Source organism: Streptomyces sp. SID4985, from assembly GCF_009863025.1.
GTDB lineage: Bacteria > Actinomycetota > Actinomycetes > Streptomycetales > Streptomycetaceae > Streptomyces.
Genome location: NZ_WWIR01000506.1, coordinates 1 through 19,522, shown reverse-complemented (window position 1 = coordinate 19,522; position 19,522 = coordinate 1). Strand labels below are relative to the sequence as shown.

At 70.6% G+C, this 19,522-nt stretch carries 20 protein-coding genes; 10 read left to right on the top strand and 10 right to left on the bottom strand.

The features are described 5' to 3' along the window. Positions 1-557, top strand: a 557-nt coding sequence (locus GTW40_RS22125) for an ABC transporter ATP-binding protein (protein WP_161181931.1), incomplete at its 5' end; no start/stop codon positions are given. 136 nt (positions 558-693) lie between these two features. Beyond that, positions 694-1,086, top strand: a complete 393-nt coding sequence (locus tag GTW40_RS22120; RefSeq protein WP_161181930.1) for a VOC family protein — start codon at positions 694-696, stop codon at positions 1,084-1,086. Positions 1,087-1,101: 15 nt separating this feature from the next. Here the strand turns inward: GTW40_RS22120 and GTW40_RS22115 are convergent, their stop codons facing one another. From GTW40_RS22115 to GTW40_RS22090, 6 genes are all read right to left on the bottom strand, one after another. Next, the gene (locus GTW40_RS22115) at positions 1,102-2,097 is read right to left on the bottom strand and encodes an ABC transporter ATP-binding protein (protein ID WP_161181932.1); all 996 of its coding nucleotides are present in this window, start codon (positions 2,095-2,097) and stop codon (positions 1,102-1,104) included. A gap of 20 nt (positions 2,098-2,117) precedes the next feature. Then, positions 2,118-3,134 (bottom strand): ABC transporter ATP-binding protein, encoded by a 1,017-nt coding sequence (locus GTW40_RS22110; protein WP_161181929.1) that lies wholly within the window; start codon positions 3,132-3,134, stop codon positions 2,118-2,120. Further along, complete coding sequence (locus GTW40_RS22105; RefSeq protein WP_161181928.1) at positions 3,131-4,048, bottom strand: ABC transporter permease; 918 nt, start codon at positions 4,046-4,048, stop codon at positions 3,131-3,133. Before GTW40_RS22105 ends, GTW40_RS22110 begins: the two co-directional genes overlap by 4 nt. Beyond that, the gene (locus GTW40_RS22100; RefSeq protein ID WP_161181927.1) at positions 4,045-5,109 is read right to left on the bottom strand and encodes an ABC transporter permease; all 1,065 of its coding nucleotides are present in this window, start codon (positions 5,107-5,109) and stop codon (positions 4,045-4,047) included. Before GTW40_RS22100 ends, GTW40_RS22105 begins: the two co-directional genes overlap by 4 nt. Before the next feature lie 46 nt (positions 5,110-5,155). Continuing rightward, positions 5,156-7,024: an ABC transporter substrate-binding protein gene (locus tag GTW40_RS22095; RefSeq protein WP_161181926.1), complete on the bottom strand. Its 1,869-nt coding sequence runs from the start codon at positions 7,022-7,024 to the stop codon at positions 5,156-5,158. A 325-nt stretch (positions 7,025-7,349) separates the two neighbouring features. After that, the gene (locus GTW40_RS22090; protein ID WP_161181925.1) at positions 7,350-7,886 is read right to left on the bottom strand and encodes a hypothetical protein; all 537 of its coding nucleotides are present in this window, start codon (positions 7,884-7,886) and stop codon (positions 7,350-7,352) included. 308 nt (positions 7,887-8,194) lie between these two features. Between GTW40_RS22090 and GTW40_RS22085 the strand changes: the two genes are divergently transcribed. From GTW40_RS22085 to GTW40_RS22065, 5 genes are read left to right on the top strand one after another with little or no spacing between them, the layout of a single operon-like run. Continuing rightward, positions 8,195-9,817, top strand: a complete 1,623-nt coding sequence (locus tag GTW40_RS22085) for an ABC transporter substrate-binding protein (protein WP_161181924.1) — start codon at positions 8,195-8,197, stop codon at positions 9,815-9,817. Positions 9,818-9,823: 6 nt separating this feature from the next. Then, positions 9,824-10,747, top strand: a complete 924-nt coding sequence (locus tag GTW40_RS22080) for an ABC transporter permease (protein ID WP_161181923.1) — start codon at positions 9,824-9,826, stop codon at positions 10,745-10,747. Beyond that, a complete protein-coding gene (locus tag GTW40_RS22075; protein ID WP_161181922.1) occupies positions 10,740-11,723 on the top strand; it encodes an ABC transporter permease in 984 nt (327 codons plus the stop codon). Before GTW40_RS22080 ends, GTW40_RS22075 begins: the two co-directional genes overlap by 8 nt. A gap of 7 nt (positions 11,724-11,730) precedes the next feature. After that, positions 11,731-12,732: an ABC transporter ATP-binding protein gene (locus GTW40_RS22070; RefSeq protein ID WP_161181921.1), complete on the top strand. Its 1,002-nt coding sequence runs from the start codon at positions 11,731-11,733 to the stop codon at positions 12,730-12,732. Further along, positions 12,725-13,771 carry a dipeptide ABC transporter ATP-binding protein gene (locus GTW40_RS22065; RefSeq protein ID WP_161181920.1) on the top strand — a complete coding sequence of 349 codons (1,047 nt, stop codon included), beginning with the start codon at positions 12,725-12,727 and terminating at the stop codon, positions 13,769-13,771. Before GTW40_RS22070 ends, GTW40_RS22065 begins: the two co-directional genes overlap by 8 nt. A 110-nt stretch (positions 13,772-13,881) precedes the next feature. Here the strand turns inward: GTW40_RS22065 and GTW40_RS22060 are convergent, their stop codons facing one another. Then, the gene (locus GTW40_RS22060; RefSeq protein ID WP_161181919.1) at positions 13,882-16,008 is read right to left on the bottom strand and encodes a prolyl oligopeptidase family serine peptidase; all 2,127 of its coding nucleotides are present in this window, start codon (positions 16,006-16,008) and stop codon (positions 13,882-13,884) included. 202 nt (positions 16,009-16,210) lie between these two features. Between GTW40_RS22060 and GTW40_RS22055 the strand changes: the two genes are divergently transcribed. The 3 genes from GTW40_RS22055 (at position 16,211) to GTW40_RS22045 (ending at position 18,488) form a co-directional block, all read left to right on the top strand. Then, on the top strand, positions 16,211-16,405 hold the full coding sequence (locus GTW40_RS22055) for a hypothetical protein (protein WP_018544306.1): 195 nt from the start codon (positions 16,211-16,213) through the stop codon (positions 16,403-16,405). A 54-nt stretch (positions 16,406-16,459) separates the two neighbouring features. Further along, positions 16,460-17,632: an ATP-grasp peptide maturase system methyltransferase gene (gene tgmC, locus GTW40_RS22050; protein ID WP_161181918.1), complete on the top strand. Its 1,173-nt coding sequence runs from the start codon at positions 16,460-16,462 to the stop codon at positions 17,630-17,632. 130 nt (positions 17,633-17,762) lie between these two features. Further along, positions 17,763-18,488: a DUF4241 domain-containing protein gene (locus tag GTW40_RS22045; RefSeq protein WP_161181917.1), complete on the top strand. Its 726-nt coding sequence runs from the start codon at positions 17,763-17,765 to the stop codon at positions 18,486-18,488. A gap of 21 nt (positions 18,489-18,509) precedes the next feature. Here GTW40_RS22045 and GTW40_RS22040 read toward each other — a convergent pair whose 3' ends face one another. The 3 genes from GTW40_RS22040 to GTW40_RS22030 all read right to left on the bottom strand — a co-directional run. Then, positions 18,510-19,103 carry a DUF11 domain-containing protein gene (locus GTW40_RS22040; protein WP_161181916.1) on the bottom strand — a complete coding sequence of 198 codons (594 nt, stop codon included), beginning with the start codon at positions 19,101-19,103 and terminating at the stop codon, positions 18,510-18,512. Between the two features lie 39 nt (positions 19,104-19,142). Next, positions 19,143-19,334: a DUF397 domain-containing protein gene (locus GTW40_RS22035; protein ID WP_161181915.1), complete on the bottom strand. Its 192-nt coding sequence runs from the start codon at positions 19,332-19,334 to the stop codon at positions 19,143-19,145. A 52-nt stretch (positions 19,335-19,386) separates the two neighbouring features. Continuing rightward, on the bottom strand, positions 19,387-19,522 hold a 136-nt coding region (locus GTW40_RS22030; protein ID WP_161181914.1), incomplete at its 5' end, for a DUF397 domain-containing protein.

The window sequence follows — 19,522 nt, the reverse complement described above, 5'->3', positions numbered from 1 at the left end:
AGTTCTCCGGCGGCCAGCGCCAGCGCATCGGCATCGCCCGCGGCCTCGCGCTCAACCCCGAGGTCATCATCTGCGACGAGCCGGTCTCGGCCCTGGACGTCTCCGTCCAGGCGCAGGTCATCAACCTGATGGAGCGACTGCAGGACGAGTTCAACCTGTCCTACATCTTCATCGCGCACGACCTGTCGATCGTCCGGCACATCTCGGACCGCGTGGGCGTGATGTACCTCGGCAAGATGGCCGAGATCGGCACGGACGAGCAGATCTACGACCACCCGACGCACCCCTACACCCAGGCGCTGCTGTCGGCGGTCCCGGTGCCGGACCCGGACGCGCGGGAGAACCGCGAGCGGATCATCCTCACCGGTGACGTGCCCTCCCCGGCCAACCCGCCCTCGGGCTGCCGCTTCCGCACCCGGTGCTGGAAGGCCCAGGACAAGTGCGCCGAGGAGGTGCCGCTGCTGGCCGTGCCCGAGCGCTTCCAGGGCAGCGACACCCCGGCGGCCCACGAGTCGGCCTGCCACTTCGCCGAGGAGAAGGACGTGGTCCACGCCTGACGTGGTTCATGTCTGACCCGCCCCGGCTCGTCGTGTTCCCGGTGCCCTTGTTCGACGAGGGCGCCGGGAACTCGGCGTTTTCCGGGAACCTTCACACCGGGACCTTTTCCGCCGAGAGCTTCGCTGGAGTCGCGCGATGACCCTGCACCATGTCGAGCTGTGGGTGCCCGACCTGCCCCGTGCCGAGGCCGAGTGGGGCTGGCTGCTCGGCCGCCTCGGCTACGAGCCGTACCAGAACTGGGAGCACGGCCGCAGCTGGCGGCTCGGACCGACGTATGTCGTCGTCGAGCGGTCACCGGCGCTGCGCGGCACCGGGCACGACCGGCTGCGTCCGGGACTCAACCACCTTGCCTTCCACGCCGGTTCGCCCACCGAGGTGGACGTCCTCGCGGCGCAGGCGCCCGAGCACGGCTGGCAGCTGCTCTTCCCCGACCGTCATCCGCACGCGGGCGGTCCGGACCACTACGCGGCCTATCTCGCCAACTCGGACGGTTTCGAGGCCGAGTTGGTGGCCTCGCCGAAGGACTGACCCGCCCCGCGAGCCCTACGCCGTCACCTGCGCGTGCACCCAGTGGCAGGCCGCCTGGGCGGTGGGGCCCGCGTCGAGGACGGCCGGGTCCTCGGTGCGGCAGGCGTCCGCCACGCCCGCCCGTTCCGCCTCGCCGCTCGCCAGGACGGGGCAACGGGCGCGGAAGCGGCAGCCGGTGGGGATGCGGGAGGGGTCCGGGGGTTCGCCGGTGAGGATCACGGGGTCGCCGGGCGCGTCCGGGAGGACGGACAACAAGGCGCGGGTATAAGGGTGTTGGGGCGCGGTGAGGACCTGCTCGACCCGGCCCGTCTCCACGATCCGGCCGAGGTACATCACCGCCACCCGGTCCGCGATGTTCCAGGCGAGGCCCAGGTCGTGGGTCACCACCAGTGCGGCCAGGCCCAGTTCGGTGCGCAGCCGCAGCAGCAGGTCCAGGATCTCGCCGCGCACCGAGGCGTCCAGGGAGGCCACCGGCTCGTCGGCGACGAGCAGTTCGGGCTCCAGCACCAGCGCGCCCGCGATGACCACGCGCTGGCGCTGGCCGCCGGACAGCTCGTGCGGATAGCGCAGGAAGAACCGCTCCGGGGGCCGCAGCCCGGCCCGGGACAGCGCGTCGGCCACCGCCGCCCGCTCGTCGCCGGAGTGCCCGTGGATGCGCAGCCCCTCGGCCACCGCGTCGTACACCGTGTGCCGGGGGTTGAGCGAGCCGATGGGGTCCTGGAGGACCAGTTGGGCGCGGCGGCGGTAGGCGCGCAGGGCGCGGGTGGAGTAGGTCAGCGGGCGGCCGGCGAACGACACCTCTCCCGCCGTCGGCTTCACGAGCCCGAGCAGCGCCCGGGCGAGCGTGGACTTGCCGCAGCCCGACTCGCCGACCAGCGCGACGATCTCGCCCGGACGGATCTCCAGCTCGACCTGGTCGACGGCGCGCGCGGGCGCGGCCCCGGACCGGCCGGGGAAGACCACCCGCAGGTCGCGCGCGGTGAGCAGGGCGGGCGGCTCGGTCGGCGTCATGGGGTGCTCACCGGTCGTCGTCATGGGGTGCTCCCGGTGTTCTCCGGCTCGGTCGCGTCGTCCCGTGCTGTCCCGGCGTTGGCGCCCGGTGCCCCCACATGGACGCACGCCGCGCCCCGTCCGGCCGCCGCCTCCCGCAGCGGCTGGTCCTCCGTGGCGCACTCGGGCAGGGAGACCGGGCAGCGCGGCTGGAAGGCGCACCCGGCGGGCAGCGCGAACGGGTCGGGCGGGTCGCCGGGCAGACCGCGCGGGGCGAACCGGGAGGCCGGGTCGCCGATGCGCGGGAACGCCCCGGACAGGGCCTGGGCGTAGGGGTGTTGGGCGTTCTCGTGGACGGCGCGGGCGGGGCCCTCCTCCACGACCCGGCCCGCGTACATCACCGCGAGGCGGTCGCAGGTGTCCGCGAGGACGGCCAGATCGTGGCTGATCATGACCAGGGCCACGTCCTGCTCGCTCACGAGCCGTTCGATCAGCCCGAGGATCTGCGCCTGGATCATCACGTCCAGGGCGGTGGTCGGCTCGTCCGCGACGACCAGCCGGGGGTCGCAGGCGAGCGCCATGGCGATCATGACGCGCTGGCGCTGGCCGCCGGAGAGTTCGTGCGGGTACGCCGTCGCGCGGGCGGCGGGCAGGCCGACCTGCTCCAGGAGTTCGCCGGTCCGCTTCTTCGCTGCGGCCGGTGTCGCCCGGCTGTGCAGCAGGATGGGCTCGGCGATCTGCTCGCCCACCCGGTGCACGGGATTGAGCGAGTGCATGGCGCCCTGGAAGACGATGGACGCGCCCGCCCAGCGCACCGCGCGCACCCGGCCCCAGCGCATCGCCAGGATGTCCTCGCCGTCCAGCAGGATCTGTCCGCCCACCTGGGTGCCGACGGGCAGCAGCCGCAGCGCGGCGAGCGCCAGCGTGGACTTGCCGCAGCCGGACTCCCCGGCGATGCCGAGCTTCTCGCCCGCCGCCACCGACAGGTCCACGCCCCGGACGGCGGCGGCCCCGCCCGGGTACGTCACGGTCAGGTTCCGCAGTTCCAGCAGGCTCAACGGGCCACCCCCAGCCGGGGATTGAGGACGGACTCCACGGCGCGCCCGCACAGCGTGAACGCCAGCGCGACCAGGGCGATGGCGATGCCGGGCGGCACCAGGTACCACCAGTCGCCCGCGCTGACCGCGCCCGCCTCGCGCGCGTCCTGGAGCAGCCCGCCCCAGGAGACGACGGACGGGTCGCCGAGCCCGAGGAAGGCGAGGGTGGCCTCGGCGAGGATGGAGGAGGACACCATCAGCGTGGTCTGCGCGAGCACGAGCGGCATGACGTTGGGCAGCACGTGCCGGGTCATGACGTGCCAGTGGCCGCCGCCGAGCGCCCGAGCCCGTTCGATGTACGGGCGGGACTCGACGGCCAGCGTCTGCGCGCGCACCAGCCGGGCGGTGGTCGGCCAGGTGGTGACGCCGATGGCGAGGATCACCGTGCCCAGCGAGCGGGACATGACGGTGGCCAGCGCGATGGCCAGCACCAGCGTGGGCATCACCAGGAACCAGTCGGTGATCCGCATCAGCACGGTCGACCACGCCCCGCGGAAGTGCCCGGCGACGATCCCGACGACCGCGCCGATCGCCACCGACAGCACGGCCGCGAGCAGCCCGACCAGGAGCGAGACCCGCGCGCCCCAGATGACCAGGCCCAGCAGGTTCCGCCCGAACCGGTCGGTGCCGAGCGGGAACTGTCCGCTCGGCGCCTCCAGCGGGTTTCCCGGCGCGTCGGTCACCCGGGCCACGTCGGAGCCGACGGTCAGCGGAGCGGTGAGGGCGATCAGCGCGAACAGCACGAGGGCGGCGAGCCCGGCGACTCCGGCTCGGTGGGTGCGGTACTGCCGCCAGAACCGCGCGGCCGAGCGGCGGCGGCGCTGCCAGGCGAGCGTCCGGGGTCCCGGGCCGGGCCGGGCGACGGTGGTGGTCATCGGCCCACCCGGGGGTCGAACAGCGGGTAGACCAGGTCGGCCAGGGTGTTCATGACGATCACCGCCGAGGCGAAGAGGAGGAACAGCCCCTGCACCAGGGGCAGATCGGGCACGCTGAGGGCCTGGTAGAAGAGGCTGCCGAGGCCCGGCCAGGAGAAGACGGTCTCGACCAGGATCACGCCCGCGACGGTCCGGCCGAGATTGACGAAGACCAGGGTCACGGTGGGCAGCAGGGCGTTCGGCACCGCGTGCCGACGGCGCACCAGGTCGTCCCGCAGGCCCTTGGCGCGGGCCGTCGTCAGATAGTCGCTGCCCATCTCGTCCAGCAGCGCCGAACGGGTGACGAGCAGGGTCTGGCCGTACTCGACCGCGACCAGGGTGAGCACCGGCAGGACCATGTGGTGGGCGACGTCGAGGACGTACGCGAAGCCGCTCGTGTCGCCCGACTCCATGCCGCCCGTCGGGAACAGCCCCGGGACGGGGCCCATGCCGACGGAGAGCACGATGGTGAGCAGCAGGCCGAGCCAGAACGACGGCAGCGAGTAGAGGGTCAGCGCCAGGCCGGTGTTGAGCCGGTCGCCGAGGCCGCCGTGCCGCCAGGCCGAGCGGGTGCCCAGGTACATGCCGAGCGCGGTGTAGAGCACGAACGCCGTGCCGGTCAGCAGCACCGTGTTCGGCAGCGCCTCGGTGATCTTGTCGGTGACCGGGGCGTGGAACTGGTACGACGTGCCCAGATCGCCGGTGAGCGCCTTGCCGCAGTACTGCGTGAACTGCTGCCACATCGGCAGGTCGAGGCCGAACTCCTTGCGATACGTGGCAAGTTGCTCCGCCGAGACCCGGCGGCCGCCGGTCATGGCCTTGACCGGGTCGCCGGGGATCAGCCGGAACAGGAAGAAGCCGGTGACCAGGACGGCGAACAGCGAGACGACGGCGCCGCCCAGCTTGCCCGCGACATAGCGCGCGTACCCGGGCCAGGTGCGCGCCCGGGGGCCGCCGATGTCGGGCGTGACGGCGGCCGGGCCCGGGACACCGGCCTCGGCGGGGGTGAGTTCAGCGGCCATCGGGCACCGCCCGCCGCCGGGCCGGGTGGATCATCGGTTCCATGGGCTACTCGCGGTCGTCGGCGGAGGCACGGCGCCGCCGGGTGAACAGGAACGCGGCACCGGCGAGGACCACCACGCCGACGACGATCCCGACCACGACACCGGTCGAGCTGGAGTCCTTCGACTTCTGGGAGTCGGCCGGGACCGCCGACCACCAGCTCCAGTAGCCGTCCTGGCCGTAGATGTTGCCCGCCGCCCTGGGCATGGTCTCGATCGACTTGATCTGGTCGGTGCGGTACGCCTCCACCGCGTTCGGGTACGCCATGACGTTCATGTACCCCGTGTCGTACAGCCGCGACTCCGCCTGCTTGACGAGTTCAGCCCGCTTGGCGGAGTCGTACTCGGCCAACTGCTTCGCGTACAGCTCGTCGAACTTCTTGTCGCAGATGAAGTTGTCGGTGAGTCCGGTGTCCTTCGGGGTGGCGGGCAGGGCCGCGCAGGTGTGGATGGAGAGGACGTAGTCCGGGTCGGGGTTGACGGACCAGCCGTCGAAGGCGAGGTCGTACTTGCCGGCGAGCCAGGGGTCGGTGACGTTGTCGAGGCAGTCGAGCGACATGCCGACGCCGAGCTTGCCCCACCACTCCTTGAGGTACTGGCCGACCGCCTTGTCGTTGGGGTCGGTGGCGTGGCACAGCACGCGGTAGTTCAGCGGCTTGCCGTTCTTGCCGGTGCGCTTGCCGTCGGCGTTCTTCTTGTACCCGGCTTGGTCGAGCAGGCGGCCCGCCCCGGCGGGGTCGTAGGCCAGCTCCTGACCGGCGGCGGGCTGCCAGAAGTACGAGGAGAAGCGGGGCGGGATGTAACCCTGGCCCTGGGCCGCGTGGCCCTGGAAGACCTTGTCGACGATGGTCTTGCGGTCGACCGCCTTGAAGAGGGCCTGCCGCACCCGCGGGTCGAGCAGCGAGGGGTCGCCGTCGCCGAACTTCTCGCCGTTCTTGGCGCGGGCGCCGGGGTTGACGGCGAGGGCGTAGAAGCGGCGGCCTGGCGCCTCGTTCAGGTGAATGTTCGGCTGGCCCTTGAGGGAGGCGGCCTGGGCCGGGGTCAGCGAGGGCGACCCGGCGACGAAGGAGACCTCGCCCTTGCGGAGGGCGGCGACGGCGGCGTCCTGGTCCTTGTAGTACTTGAAGACCAGGTTGTCGAACTTGGGAGCCCCGCGCCAGAAGTCCTTGTTGGCCTTCAGCCGGACATAGCTGTCGGGCTTGTAGGCGGTGACGGTGAAGGGGCCGTCACCGACGAGGGGGAACTTCTTGTCGTTGTTGAACTTGGCGATGTCGGTGACGTTCTTCCAGACGTGCTCGGGCACTACGGGGACGTCCAGGGCGGTCATCGTGGCCTGGGGCTTCTTGAGCTCGATGACCAGCTTGTCGGGGCTGGGGGCCGACACCTTGCGGAAGTTCGTGACGAAGCCGCCGTTGGCGGTCGCGGCCGCCTCGTCGGTCATCATCTTGTTGAAGGTCCAGGCCGCGTCCTGGGCGGTGACCTTCTGTCCGTCCGTCCACTTGGCGCCGGAGCGGATGGTGTAGGTCCAGGTGAGCTTGTCGGCCGAGGTCGACCACTTGGTGGCGAGGCCCGGGATCGGGTGGCCGTCGCCCGCGTCGTAGTCGGTGAGGTACTCGTAGGTCAGCCGGAGGACGCTCGTGCTGAGCAGGCGCACCGCCAGGAAGGGGCTGAGCGAGTCGACGCTCTGCGCGACCGCCACCGTGAGCGTCTTGTCCGCCGGGGCGGCCTCGGCGCGCTGGGGCGCCGGAGCGAGCGGGGTGACGAGTCCGGCCGTGACGGCCAGGGCGGCCGCCGCACCGGCGGTCAGCCTGCGGACCGGGGACCACGCGCGTCTCGGCGCCACCTGTCGTCCTCCGTACTGCCCGTGTGTGCTCATAGGTCCTGACCTCACGTCATCGCTCGCACGGAAACCGCTTGTTGGACTGCCCGGTCATGGCCGTCGGTATGCCGTCGGCCGAGAGTGATGAGCTTGTCTATCAGGGTGATCTGCACGCGTCAACGGTCATGAGAACCCCCGTGGCCTGCGAAAAAGCCCAGGTGAGCGGGGGTTTCGCGGACATTGGTCCAGACCGGTGAATACCTGCTGGTGAGGGGCTGATGGCAGATTCGTACGACGCGGCACGCCCCGCCGGAGGGAGCCCGGCGGGGCGTGTCGAGAGGGCACGGGCGCGGTGCCCGCTCGGCCGTACGGGATGTCCTGGTCAGCTGTACTGGATGCCCCAGAGGTTGTTGTTGCGCTTGACCGGGGCCACGATGCCGTTCTTCTTCCAGATCTTGCTCTTCACGCACTTCTGCTGCCCGTTGGGCACCAGCCGGTACTTGGTGACGCTGAAGCCCTTGGCCTCGTGGTACATCATCAGCCGGCCCTTGGACTTGCCGGACTTCTTCTCCACCTTGGCCGAGTAGGTCCAGGTGTCGGACTTCGACCAGGTCTTGCCCACCGACACGCTGAACGACGTCGACGCCTTGGCGAAGATGACGCCCGCCTCCGCGCCGATCGTCGCGGTGCCGGTGGCGGTCCAGCTGCCGGTCTTGTTCTTCGCGTAGCTGATGGTCACGCCCGGCTTGGCCCAGTCGCTGTGGACGTTCGTCGGCTCCCAGACCGTCTTCTTGTTCGAGATGCTGTAGATCGGGTCCCTGCCGCAGTCGATGCCCGCGGCGGCGGGAGACGCCGAGACCGCGACGGCGCCGCCGCCCAGGAGCGCGGTGGACAGAAGTGTGCTCAGGGCACGTCTCATGGAATGCCTTCCCCGTTCTGGCATGGACGGGCGTTGGTCGTCGCCCGTCCGGTTCATGACGCGTCAGATCATGCACGCAACTCGCGCACCGGTAAACGCATTTGAGTGCTTCTTGAGCCTCTCGTCCCGGGGATGCCGGGCGCCCCGGGCGTGTCGGGGGTGCCGGTGCGGCCGAACGGGTTGCGCGGCGCCGCAGACGGGCGTCTGCACATGCGGTGCGTGTCGTATGTGCCGATATTTGACACCTGGACGGAGTGATCACGAGACGGCGTGACCGAGCAAGACGGCACCCGCAGGAGGAGGCACCCATGCGCCCATCCGCGCGCCCCCGGCTGGCCGCCGGAGTTCTCGCGCTGGCGTTCACCGCCACCGGCTGCGCGGGCGGCGGAAGCGGGGCCGGGAGCGGCGGGGTGCTCAGCTCCTCCTGGGGCGACCCGCAGAACCCGCTGGAGCCCGCCAACACCAACGAGGTGCAGGGCGGCAAGGTGCTCGACATGATCTTCCGGGGGCTGAAGAAGTACGACCCGAGGACCGGCGCGGCCACCGACATGCTGGCGCGGAGCATCGAGACCAGCGACTCCCAGCACTTCACCGTCAAGGTCAAGGACGGCTGGACCTTCTCCAACGGCGAGAAGGTGACCGCCCGCTCCTTCGTGGACGCCTGGAACTACGGCGCGAGCCTGAGGAACAACCAGAAGAACGCGTACTTCTTCGGCTACATCGAGGGCTACGACAAGGTCCACCCCGAGAGCGGCAAGCAGAGCGCCGGGGCCCTCTCCGGGCTGAAGGTGGTGGACGACCACACCTTCACCGTCACCCTCGCCCAGAAGTTCTCCAGCTTCCCCAACACCCTCGGCTACGCCGCCTTCGCCCCGCTGCCCCGCGCCTTCTTCACCGACCACGCGGCCTGGCTGAAGGCCCCGGTCGGCAACGGCCCGTACACGATCGAGGCGTACACCAAGGGCTCCCAGATGAACCTGAAGAAGTGGGACGCGTACCCGGGCCCCGACAAGGCGCAGAACGACGGCGTGGACCTCAAGGTCTACACCGACAGCAACACCGCCTACACCGACCTGATGGCCGGCAACCTCGACCTGGTCGACGACATCCCCGCCCCCCAGCTCAGGAACGTCAGGACCGACCTCGGCGACCGGTACATCAACACGCCCGCCGGGATCATCCAGACGCTCGCCTTCCCGTTCTACGACGCCCGCTGGAACACGCCCGGCGCCGAGAAGGTGCGCACCGGGCTCTCGATGGCGATCAACCGGAAGCAGATCACCGACACGATCTTCCAGCGGACCCGCGTCCCCGCCACCGACTGGACCTCCCCGGTGCTCGGCAAGGAGGGCGGCTTCAAGGAGGGGCTCTGCGGGCACGCCTGCGAGTACGACCCGGCGGAGGCGAAGCGGCTGGTCAAGGAGGGCGGCGGCATCCCCGGCGGCCAGGTGAAGATCACGTACAACGCCGACGCGGGCTCCCACAAGGAGTGGATCGACGCCGTCTGCAACTCCGTCAACAGGGCGCTCGGCAAGGACGACGCCTGTGTCGGCAACCCGGTCGGCACCTTCGCCGACTTCCGCAACCAGATCGGGCAGCACAAGATGAGCGGCCCCTTCCGGACGGGCTGGCAGATGGACTACCCGCTCATCCAGAACTTCCTCCAGCCGCTGTACTACACCGACGCCTCCTCCAACGACGGCAAGTGGGACAACGCCGAGTTCGACCAGCTCGTGGACCGGGCCAACGCCGAGACGGACACCGCCAAGTCGGTCGCCACCTTCCAACAGGCCGAAGAGGTGGTGCGGGACCACATGGCCGCCATCCCGCTCTGGTACCAGAACGGCAGCGCGGGCTACTCCGAGCGGCTTTCCGGTGTGGAACTCAACCCGTTCAGCGTCCCCGTCTACAACGAGATCAAGGTCGGCTGACCCGCCATGGGGCGCTATGTCGTCCGGCGACTGCTCCAGATGATCCCGGTGTTCCTCGGGGCCACCCTGCTCATCTTCCTCATGGTCAACGTGATGGGCGACCCCATCGCCGGACTGTGCGGGGAGCGGGCCTGCGACCCGGCCACCGCCGCCCAGCTCAAGGCGGAGTTCGGCCTCGACCGGCCGCTGTGGCAGCAGTACGCGACCTACATGGGCAACGTCTTCACCGGCGACTTCGGCACCGCCTTCAACGGCCAGCCCGTCACCGAACTGATGGCGACCGCGTTCCCGGTGACGATCCGGCTCACCATCGTGGCGATCGTCTTCGAGATCGTCGTCGGGGTCACCCTCGGCGTGCTCACCGGGATGCGGCGCGGGCGGCCCGTGGACACCGCCGTACTCCTGCTCACCCTGGTCGTCATCTCGGTGCCGACCTTCGTCACCGGCCTGGTGCTCCAGCTGCTGCTCGGCGTCGAGTGGGGGTGGATCAGGCCGTCCGTCGCGCCGGAGGCGCCCTTCTCCCGGCTGATCGTGCCGGGCCTGGTCCTCGCGTCCGTCTCGCTGGCGTACGTCACCCGGCTCACCCGCACCTCCCTCGCCGAGAACCGCCGCTCCGACTACATCCGCACGGCCGTCGCCAAGGGGCTGCCCCGGCACCGGATCATCACCCGGCACCTGCTGCGCACCTCGCTGATCCCGGTCATCACCTTCATCGGCACCGACATCGGCGCGCTGATGGGCGGCGCCATCGTCACCGAGCGGATCTTCAACATCCACGGCGTCGGCTTCCAGCTCTACCAGGGCATCCTGCGCCAGAACACCCAGACGGTCGTCGGCTTCGTCACCGTGCTCGTGCTGGTCTTCCTCGTCGCCAACCTGCTGGTCGACCTGCTCTACGCCGTACTCGACCCGAGGATCCGCTATGTCTGAGCAGGGACACGGCAACGGCGGCGCCATCGCCGGGACCGGCATGGGCGGCGCGATGGACCTCGCGACCGGCGAGGCGAGCACCCTGGAGCGGGGCCCGGGCGGCGCCCCCGGCGGCACCGGACCGCGCGGCAGACCCCGCTCGCTGTGGTCCGACGCCTGGCACGACCTGAGGCGCAACCCGGTGTTCGTCCTCTCCGCCCTCGTGATCCTCTTCCTGGTCTTCATCTCGATCTGGCCCTCGGCCATCGCGTCGGGCAACCCGCTCGACTGCGACCTCGCCAACGCCCAGCGGGGCGCCGAGCCGGGCCATCCCTTCGGGTTCGACGGCCAGGGGTGCGACGTGTACACGCGGACCGTGTACGGCGCCCGTACGTCCGTCACGGTCGGCGTCTGCGCCACGCTCGGGGTCGCCCTGCTCGGGTCGGTGCTCGGCGGGCTCGCCGGGTACTTCGGCGGGGCGGGGGACGCGGTGCTGTCCCGGATCACCGACATCTTCTTCGCGATCCCGGTCGTGCTCGGCGGACTCGTGCTGCTCTCGGTGGTCACCGCCAACTCGGTCTGGCCGGTCGTCGGCTTCATGGTGCTGCTCGGGTGGCCGCAGATCTCCCGCATCGCGCGCGGCTCGGTCATCACCACCAGGCAGCACGACTACGTCCAGGCCGCCCGCGCGCTCGGTGCCTCCAACTCCCGCATCCTGCTGCGGCACATCGCGCCCAACGCGGTCGCGCCCGTGATCGTCGTCGCCACCATCGCGCTCGGCACCTACATCTCCCTGGAGGCCACGCTGTCCTACCTCGGCGTCGGGCTGAAGCCGCCCAGCATCTCCTGGGGCATCGACATCTCCGCCGCCTCGCCGTACATCCGCAACGCCCCGCACGCCCTGCTCTGGCCGTCCGGGGCGCTCGCGATCACCGTGCTGGCCTTCATCATGCTCGGCGACGCGGTGCGCGACGCCCTCGACCCGAAGCTGAGGTGACGGCGCGATGCTGCTCGAGGTCCGGGACCTGCACGTGGAGTTCCGCACGCGGGACGGGGTGGCGAAGGCGGTCGACGGGGTGTCGTACACCGTGGACGCGGGGGAGACCCTGGCGGTGCTCGGGGAGTCGGGCTCCGGCAAGTCGGTGACCGCGCAGGCCGTGATGGGCATCCTCGACACCCCGCCCGCGCGGATCACCGGCGGGCAGATCCTCTTCCAGGGCCGCGATCTGCTCACCCTCAAGGAGGACGAGCGGCGCCGGATCAGGGGCGCCCGGATGTCGATGATCTTCCAGGACGCGCTGTCCGCCCTCAACCCCGTGCTCAGCGTGGGCGACCAGCTCGGGGAGATGTTCGTCGTCCACCGGGGCATGTCGAAGCGGGACGCGCGGACCCGGGCCGTCGAGCTGATGGACCAGGTGCGCATCCCGGGCGCGGCCCAGCGGGTGCGCGACTATCCGCACCAGTTCTCCGGCGGGATGCGCCAGCGCATCATGATCGCCATGGCGATCGCGCTGGAACCCGCGCTCGTCATCGCCGACGAGCCCACCACCGCGCTGGACGTCACCGTGCAGGCCCAAGTCATGGACCTGCTGGCCGAGTTGCAGCGCGAGTACCGCATGGGGCTCGTGCTCATCACCCACGACCTCGGCGTGGTCGCGGACGTCGCGGACCGGATCGCGGTGATGTACGCGGGCCGGATCGTGGAGTCCGCGCCCGTCCACGACCTCTACAAGGCACCGGCCCACCCCTACACCCGGGGTCTGCTCGACTCCATCCCGCGCCTGGACCACAAGGGCCGCGAGCTGTACGCGATCAAGGGCCTGCCGCCGAACCTGGCCCACGTCCCGCCCGGCTGCGCCTTCCACCCGCGCTGCCCGCTGGCCCGCGACATCTGCCGTACGGACCCGCCGCCGCTGTACGAGGCGGGGGAGGGGCGGCGCAGTGCCTGCCACTTCTGGAGGGAGTGCCGCGATGACCTCGGAGAACTCGGCGAGCTCGATGACTGAGCCCATCCTGGAGGTCCGCGGCCTCGTCAAGCACTACCCGCTCACGCGGGGGATCGTCCTGCGCAAGCAGGTCGGGTCCGTACGCGCGGTGGACGGCGTCGACTTCACGCTCGGCCGGGGCGAAACCCTGGGCCTGGTGGGCGAGTCGGGGTGCGGGAAGTCCACGGTGGCGCGGCTGCTGTGCCATCTGGAGCGGCCGACGGCGGGCACGATCCGCTTCAAGGGCGACGACGTGACCCGGCTGTCCGGGCGGGCACTGAAGGCCGTGCACCGCTCGGTGCAGATGGTGTTCCAGGACCCGTACACCTCGCTCAACCCCCGGATGACGGTGGGCGACATCGTGGGGGAGCCGTACGAGATCCACCCCGAGGTGGCGCCGAAGGGCGAACGACGGCGCCGCGTACGGGAGTTGCTGGACGTGGTCGGCCTCGACCCCGACTTCGTGAACCGCTATCCGCACCAGTTCTCCGGCGGCCAGCGCCAGCGGATCGGTATCGCCCGCGCTCTCGCGCTGCGCCCGGAGGTGATCGTCGCCGACGAGCCGGTCTCCGCCCTGGACGTGTCGGTCCAGGCGCAGGTGGTGAACCTGCTGGAGCGGCTCCAGGCGGAGTTCGGGCTGTCGTACGTGTTCATCGCGCACGATCTCTCGGTGGTGCGGCACATCTCGGACCGGGTCGCGGTGATGTACCTGGGCCGGATCGTGGAGACCGGAACGGACACCGAGATCTACGAGCACCCCACGCATCCCTACACACAGGCGCTGCTCTCGGCGGTGCCGGTGCCCGATCCGGAGACCCGGTCGCGCCGTGAGCGGATCATCCTCACCGGGGACGTGCCCTCACCGGCGAACGTGCCCTCGGGGTGCCGCTTCCGCACCCGCTGCTGGAAGGCTCAGGCGCGCTGCGCCCTGGAGGTCCCGGCGCTGGCCGTGCCCGAGGAGTTCCGCTCCACCGCCGGACCCGTGGCCCACGACTCGGCATGCCTGTTCGCGGCGCCGCTGCCGGTCACCCTGGAGAAGAACGGCAACGGGCCGGGGTGACATGGCCACCCCGGCCCGTACACGGCACCCGCACGGCCGTACGTTCTTCAGTCTGGCGCGTTCGTATATCGGTGCCACTTCCGTGGAGTTGCTGGAGTGTTAAACCCCGTTCACCCGGACTGAGCGGGCGTCAGGGCCCGCTTGAGGAAGTCGACCTGGAGCAGCAGCAGGTTCTCCGCGACCTGTTCCTGCGGGGTCATGTGGGTGACGCCGGACAGGGGCAGCACCTCGTGCGGGCGGCCCGCGGCCAGCAGGGCCGAGGACAGGCGCAGGGTGTGTGCGGCCACCACATTGTCGTCGGCCAGACCATGGATGATCATCAGCGGGCGGTGCGGCTCGGCGGGGTCGGAGAGGCCGTCGTCCGTGACGAGGGAGTTGCGGGCGTAGACCTCCGGGTCCTCGGCGGGGTCGCCGAGGTACCGCTCGGTGTAGTGGGTGTCGTACAGCCGCCAGTCGGTCACCGGGGCGCCCGCGATGCCCGCGTGGAACACGTCCGGGCGGCGCAGCACGGCGAGGCCGGAGAGGTAACCGCCGTACGACCAGCCCCGGATGGCGACCCGGTCGAGGTCCAGCGGGTAGCGCTTGGCGAGGTCGTGCAGGGCCTCGATCTGGTCGTCGAGGGTGAGCGTGAAGTCGTGGTGGATCGCCTTCTCCCACGCGGGCGAGCGGCCCGGGGTGCCCCGGCCGTCCGCGACGATCACCGCGAAGCCCTGGTCGGCGAACCACTGCGAGGTCAGGTGGGCGTTGTGGGCGGCCACCACGCGCTGGGCGTGCGGGCCGCCGTAGGGGTCCAGGAGGACGGGGAGCGGCTCGTCACCGGGGTAGTCCGTAGGCATAAGCACGGCGCACGGAATTCGCTGTGCGCCCCCCTCGGTGAGGGTCACGTGGGGGGACATACCGGGATCTTCGGCGTACGAGGTGACAGTGGCCGCCGCTTTTCCGTCACGCAGCACCTGGACACGGGCGCCGGGGCTGTCGAGCGTGGCGGAGACGAGCACGGTCGTGTCGCCGCCGCGAACCGCCGTGTGGACACCGGGGACTTGGGACACCCGCTCCACGCCGAGTTCGTTCACCCGGTACACATGGATCTCGCCGATTTCCGGGTCCTCGGCGGCCTCGCCCGCGGAGGCCGAGACGAGCACCTCGCCGTCCGCCACGTCGAGCACCGAACGGATGTGCAACTGCGGTCCTGTCAGGGGACGTTCGCCCACGACCAGGACCCGCGCGCCGCCCTCGTCCGCGATCCGGACGAGCTGTCCCGAGGGGGTCCAGCACGGCACGGAAGGGAAAAGATCAAGCCATGTTGGATCATCGTCGGCGTGCACGGTGCGGGTCGTGCCGGTGTCCGGGTCCACGGCCAGGGCGAGCTGGGAGCGCTGGTCCCTGGACTGCACCAGCAGCAGGGGCGCACCCGCCGCTGACCAGTGCACTCGCGCCAGATAGGGGTACCGCTCGCGGTCCCAGGCGACCTCCGTGCGCTCGCCGCCGAGCCCGATCACGAAGAGCCGTACCTCCGCGTTCGCCGTGCCCGCCGCCGGGTAGCCGACGTGGTGTGGCTCACGCTCCGGGTGGGCGGGGTCCGCGATCCACCAGCGCCGCACCGGCGTGTCGTCCGCGCGCGCGACCAGCAGCCGGTCGGACTCCGGGGACCACCAGAAGCCGCGCAGCCGGTCCATCTCCTCGGCCGCGATGAACTCGGCGAGGCCGTAGGTGACGTGCTCGGACTCGGGGGTGGCGAGGGCGCGGTCGTCGGGGGTTTCCGTCCCGACGACACGGAGCTGCCCCTCGGCGACGTACGCGATGTGGCGGCCGTCGGGGGAGGGACGGGGGTCGATCACCGGCCCGGGGACCGGGAGTTCACGTGCCGTACCGGCCCGCAGCTCGGCCGCGAAAAGCCGCCCCGACAAGGCGAAAGACGCCAACTCCACGGCCGCGTCGGTGGCGTAGCCGACGATGCCCGCGCCACCCTCACGGCTGCGCTCGCGCCGGGCCCGCTCCTTGGGCGACAACTCCTCGTCACCGCCCGCGAGCAGCGCGCGCGGGTCGGCGGCGAGGCGCTCCGTGCCGTCCGAAGTGTCCAGAACCCAGAGGGAATTGGTCCGGTCGGTGCCGGACTCCGAGCGGAGGAACACGACACGCGAACCGTCCGGCGCCACGGTGAACGCGCGCGGCGCGCCGAGCGTGAACCGCTGGGTACGGGCGTGCCGTCGGGGAAAGGACTCAGCCTCGGTTGTCATACCCCGACCATATTGGCCATGCGCCCCCTTGTGCGGCCGTGCGCCGAGCGATGCGCGAGTACGGAAAGTTATGATCACTGTCGCAGCGTGGGTATGAACCAGGCGGCATCCGCGTGGACTTGCTCCACCGGTGCAGAACCGAACGACAACCCCCATAGTCCGAACCCCCCGCGTCCCCGGGATTCTTTGGAGGTGAACCGCCGTGGCACTCTCGATTTCGGCGGTGGTGCTGCTGGCGATCATCGTCTTCCTCCTGATCAAAAAGTCAGGTCTGAAGGGCGGTCACGCGGCGATCTGTATGCTCCTCGGCTTCTACCTCGCCTCCTCGACGATCGCCCCGACGATCAGCGAGCTGACGACGAATGTGGCGAGCATGATCGGGAGCATCAAGTTCTGACGGGACCCTGCGGGGCGTGAGCCGATCGCCGGCCTGCTGAACGAGGGCTGCCGTATGACCGACATGGCGGCCGAGCGGCGCGCTCTGGTGGATCGGCTGGGCAAGCGCGGCGTGCTTGTCAGCCCGGGGTGGCGGCGGGCGGTGGAGGCGGTGCCGCGTGAGGAGTTCCTGAAGCCCGGTGTGTTCCTGCCCGAGAGCGGGGGGTACTGGCGGGCGGTCACGCCGGACGGGGTCGCGCCGGACGAGTGGGCCCGGATCGCGTACAGCGATCAGTCGTTGACCACCCAGCTCGACGGGCAGCTGACCGCCGACCAGGTGACCGGCCCGGTGACCGGCGTGCCTACCTCCTCGTCCACCACTCCGGTCACCGTCGTGGGGATGATCGAACGCCTCGATGTCGAGGACGGGCATCGTGTGCTGGAGATCGGCACGGGCACCGGCTACTCGTCGGCTCTGCTGTGCCACAGCCTCGGCGAGGACAACGTGGCGACGGTCGAGGTCGATCCCGGGGTGGCGGGGCGGGCGGACGCCGCGCTGGAGGCGGTCGGCTTCTCGACGTGGACCGTCACGGGGGACGGCCTCCTGGGGTTCCCGCGGAACGCGCCGTACGACCGCGTGATCGCCACCTGCGCCGTCCGCCGTATCCCGTACGCCTGGGTACGGCAGACCCGGCCCGGCGGCGTCATCCTGAGCACCGTGGGGTCCTGGCCGTACGGCACCGGGCTCGCCGAGGTCACCGTGGACGAGGACGGCGACGCGCAGGGGCGGATCGTTGGGGAGTCCTCGTTCATGCAGGCCCGTGCGCAGGCGGTGGTACCGGTGTCCGGTGACCTGTCCGCCCGTACGGCATACGCGGACAGTGAGAGGGCGGCGAAGGTGCCCCCGACGGTGCTGGACGAGTGGATGCCCGCTTTTCTTGCCCAACTCGCGGCACCTGACGCTCAGTTCGTGCGAGCTGTCGCGGGTGACGGGAGTCCGCTGCTGTACCTCTTCGACCCCGGGCGGGAGTCGTTCGCCCAGTTCACCCCGGGGGACGGTGGCTGGACGGTACGACAAGGCGGCCCCGTGTCCCTGTGGGACCGCATCGAGGGGGCGCTGATCGACTGGCGGGCGGCAGGGTGTCCCGGCATCGACACCGTGCGGCTGAGGATCACACAGGCGTCGCACCTCTACTGGATCGAGGGGGCGTCGGCGCTCAGGTGGGAACACCGGCTCGACCGGGAGTGACGGGTGGCTGCGGTTCGCCGTTTCCGCTTCCGAGGTGTTCCGTCCGCGTTGGCGGTCCGCCGATGTCAGTGGGTCCACGTACCGTTCCGGTGGGCTGGTTGGTCGGCGGATCGGCCGTGGAGGGGGAGGCATGGAGTGGGTCGGAGATGCCCGGCTGGCGGCCGGGCCGGAAGCCACCTGGTACCTGGAGACGGCGTTCACGCCCGGGGGGCAGCTGGGGACGGTGGAGGGAGATCCGACAACGCCTGTGGTGGTGACGGGGATCGAAGAGATGTGCACCATGCGCGTCCCCAGCGGCCGTCTCGTCGTGGACGCGCCGTGGCACGACGACGAAGCCTGGATGTACGAGCGAGGACTGCCGACGGCTCCCCCTCGGGAGCTGGCGGCGCGCATCCCGCCGGGGACCTACCCGGTGGAGATCGCGTGGACGGCGGGGCCGTACGAGTTCTTCGGGGAGCACTTCGACGGTGTCCGGTGTGCCGCGACCCGCTTGCGTATCAGTGACGACCCCGTGAGTGCTTGGGAGATGGGCCTGGGTGTCGACGACGACATCGACCGGCTTCAGCCGGGCGAGAAGCTCGCCTTCGCCTCCGACGCCAATGTGGGCTGCTTCGCCGACGCCGGCGCGTGGGCGGCTTTGAGCGCGCCGTTCCGGACGTATGTGGACGGCGTGCCGGTGCCACACGTCTCCGAGGAGCTGCCCGACTGGTGCGAGCGGGTGAGCGACGCGTCGCAACAGGCCGACCTCGTCACGTTCACGGCGGAGTCGGGCGGAGTCGTCTGGCTGGGCCGCACCAGGACCGGCGACGTGGCCGTGATCGTCGTGTCCAGCGGCAGCCTCGGAGCCAAGGCTTGACGTGAGGCCAGTGCGCACCGGTTAGCAGGTCACCTCGACCGACACAGAGGAGCCGCTGGCCTTTCCGTCCTGTGCCGATGACTTCACGGAGGTAGTGAGGCCGGACGAGGAGCAGAGGCCGGCGGTCTTCTGGTCCACGTGGGCGACGAATCTCAGGTAGCCGGCCCCGCCCGGGGCGTACGAGCCGATGTTGATCCCCACTTTCGCGATGGTGTCCGTACTGAGGGACTTCCACTTGTTGCCTGTCGAACTCGCCGAGAACTGTGTCGTGCCGAGCATGTACACGGCGCCCGCCGGGAGCTTCAGTTGCACGATGACGTCGTCCTGCTGGACGTCGCCGTCGTTCAAGTACTTGATTTTGTAGACCACTTGTCCCGGCCCCGTCGGCTGGGCCGCACCTTCCGGTGTTCCCGCGGAGCCGTTCGTGCCCTTGGTGTCGGCCGCCTTGTCGTCGCCGGGGAAGTACGTCGGGACGAGTGCGATGAGGGCGGCGATGATCGCCGCTGCCACGGCTCCGACGAACGTCCACTTCGCATTGTGCTTCGCCTCTTCGGACACAGCCACCGCGAACCCCCTCCCGATCACCGGAAGGACATTCAACACCGCCCGGGGCATTTCCGGACGGTGGACGGCTCGAAGGGCGGTCCGGCGGGGTCAAGCGTGTACGTCGGCGACGAAGGCCGCCCAGCTCCGGCGCGTGAGGGCGACTTGGGGGCCGGTGGTGTGCTTGGAGTCGCGGACGTGGATCACGCTGGGGGTTACGGCGATCTCCACGCAGGAGTTGCCGTCGGTTCCGCCGCTGTAGCTGCTCTTGAACCACTTCAGGTCCGTGGCGTCTTGGCTCATGGGGCTCCCCGTTCTGTCGGCCCCGGCCTGCCCGTGCCGGGGCCGCTCGGTGTCAGTGGCGCACAGTCGAGACGAAGGCCGTCCACGTCGCCTGGGTGAGGGCGAGCCGGGGGCCGGTCTGGTGCTTGGAGTCGCGGACGTGGATCGTGCCGGGGGTTACGGCGATCTCCACGCAGGAGTTGCCGTCG

Excerpts from the sequence above, each read along its gene's own strand:
- GTW40_RS22120 (WP_161181930.1), top strand. The coding sequence starts at position 694 with ATGACCCTGCACCATGTCGAGCTGTGGGTGCCCGACCTGCCCCGTGCC.
- GTW40_RS22115 (WP_161181932.1), bottom strand. The coding sequence starts at position 2,097 with ATGACGCCGACCGAGCCGCCCGCCCTGCTCACCGCGCGCGACCTGCGG.
- GTW40_RS22105 (WP_161181928.1), bottom strand. The coding sequence starts at position 4,048 with ATGACCACCACCGTCGCCCGGCCCGGCCCGGGACCCCGGACGCTCGCC.
- GTW40_RS22100 (WP_161181927.1), bottom strand. The coding sequence starts at position 5,109 with ATGGCCGCTGAACTCACCCCCGCCGAGGCCGGTGTCCCGGGCCCGGCC.
- GTW40_RS22095 (WP_161181926.1), bottom strand. The coding sequence starts at position 7,024 with ATGAGCACACACGGGCAGTACGGAGGACGACAGGTGGCGCCGAGACGC.
- GTW40_RS22090 (WP_161181925.1), bottom strand. The coding sequence starts at position 7,886 with ATGAGACGTGCCCTGAGCACACTTCTGTCCACCGCGCTCCTGGGCGGC.
- GTW40_RS22085 (WP_161181924.1), top strand. The coding sequence starts at position 8,195 with ATGCGCCCATCCGCGCGCCCCCGGCTGGCCGCCGGAGTTCTCGCGCTG.
- GTW40_RS22080 (WP_161181923.1), top strand. The coding sequence starts at position 9,824 with ATGGGGCGCTATGTCGTCCGGCGACTGCTCCAGATGATCCCGGTGTTC.
- GTW40_RS22075 (WP_161181922.1), top strand. The coding sequence starts at position 10,740 with ATGTCTGAGCAGGGACACGGCAACGGCGGCGCCATCGCCGGGACCGGC.
- GTW40_RS22070 (WP_161181921.1), top strand. The coding sequence starts at position 11,731 with ATGCTGCTCGAGGTCCGGGACCTGCACGTGGAGTTCCGCACGCGGGAC.
- GTW40_RS22065 (WP_161181920.1), top strand. The coding sequence starts at position 12,725 with ATGACTGAGCCCATCCTGGAGGTCCGCGGCCTCGTCAAGCACTACCCG.
- GTW40_RS22060 (WP_161181919.1), bottom strand. The coding sequence starts at position 16,008 with ATGACAACCGAGGCTGAGTCCTTTCCCCGACGGCACGCCCGTACCCAG.
- tgmC (WP_161181918.1), top strand. The coding sequence starts at position 16,460 with ATGACCGACATGGCGGCCGAGCGGCGCGCTCTGGTGGATCGGCTGGGC.
- GTW40_RS22045 (WP_161181917.1), top strand. The coding sequence starts at position 17,763 with ATGGAGTGGGTCGGAGATGCCCGGCTGGCGGCCGGGCCGGAAGCCACC.
- GTW40_RS22040 (WP_161181916.1), bottom strand. The coding sequence starts at position 19,103 with ATGCCCCGGGCGGTGTTGAATGTCCTTCCGGTGATCGGGAGGGGGTTC.
- GTW40_RS22035 (WP_161181915.1), bottom strand. The coding sequence starts at position 19,334 with ATGAGCCAAGACGCCACGGACCTGAAGTGGTTCAAGAGCAGCTACAGC.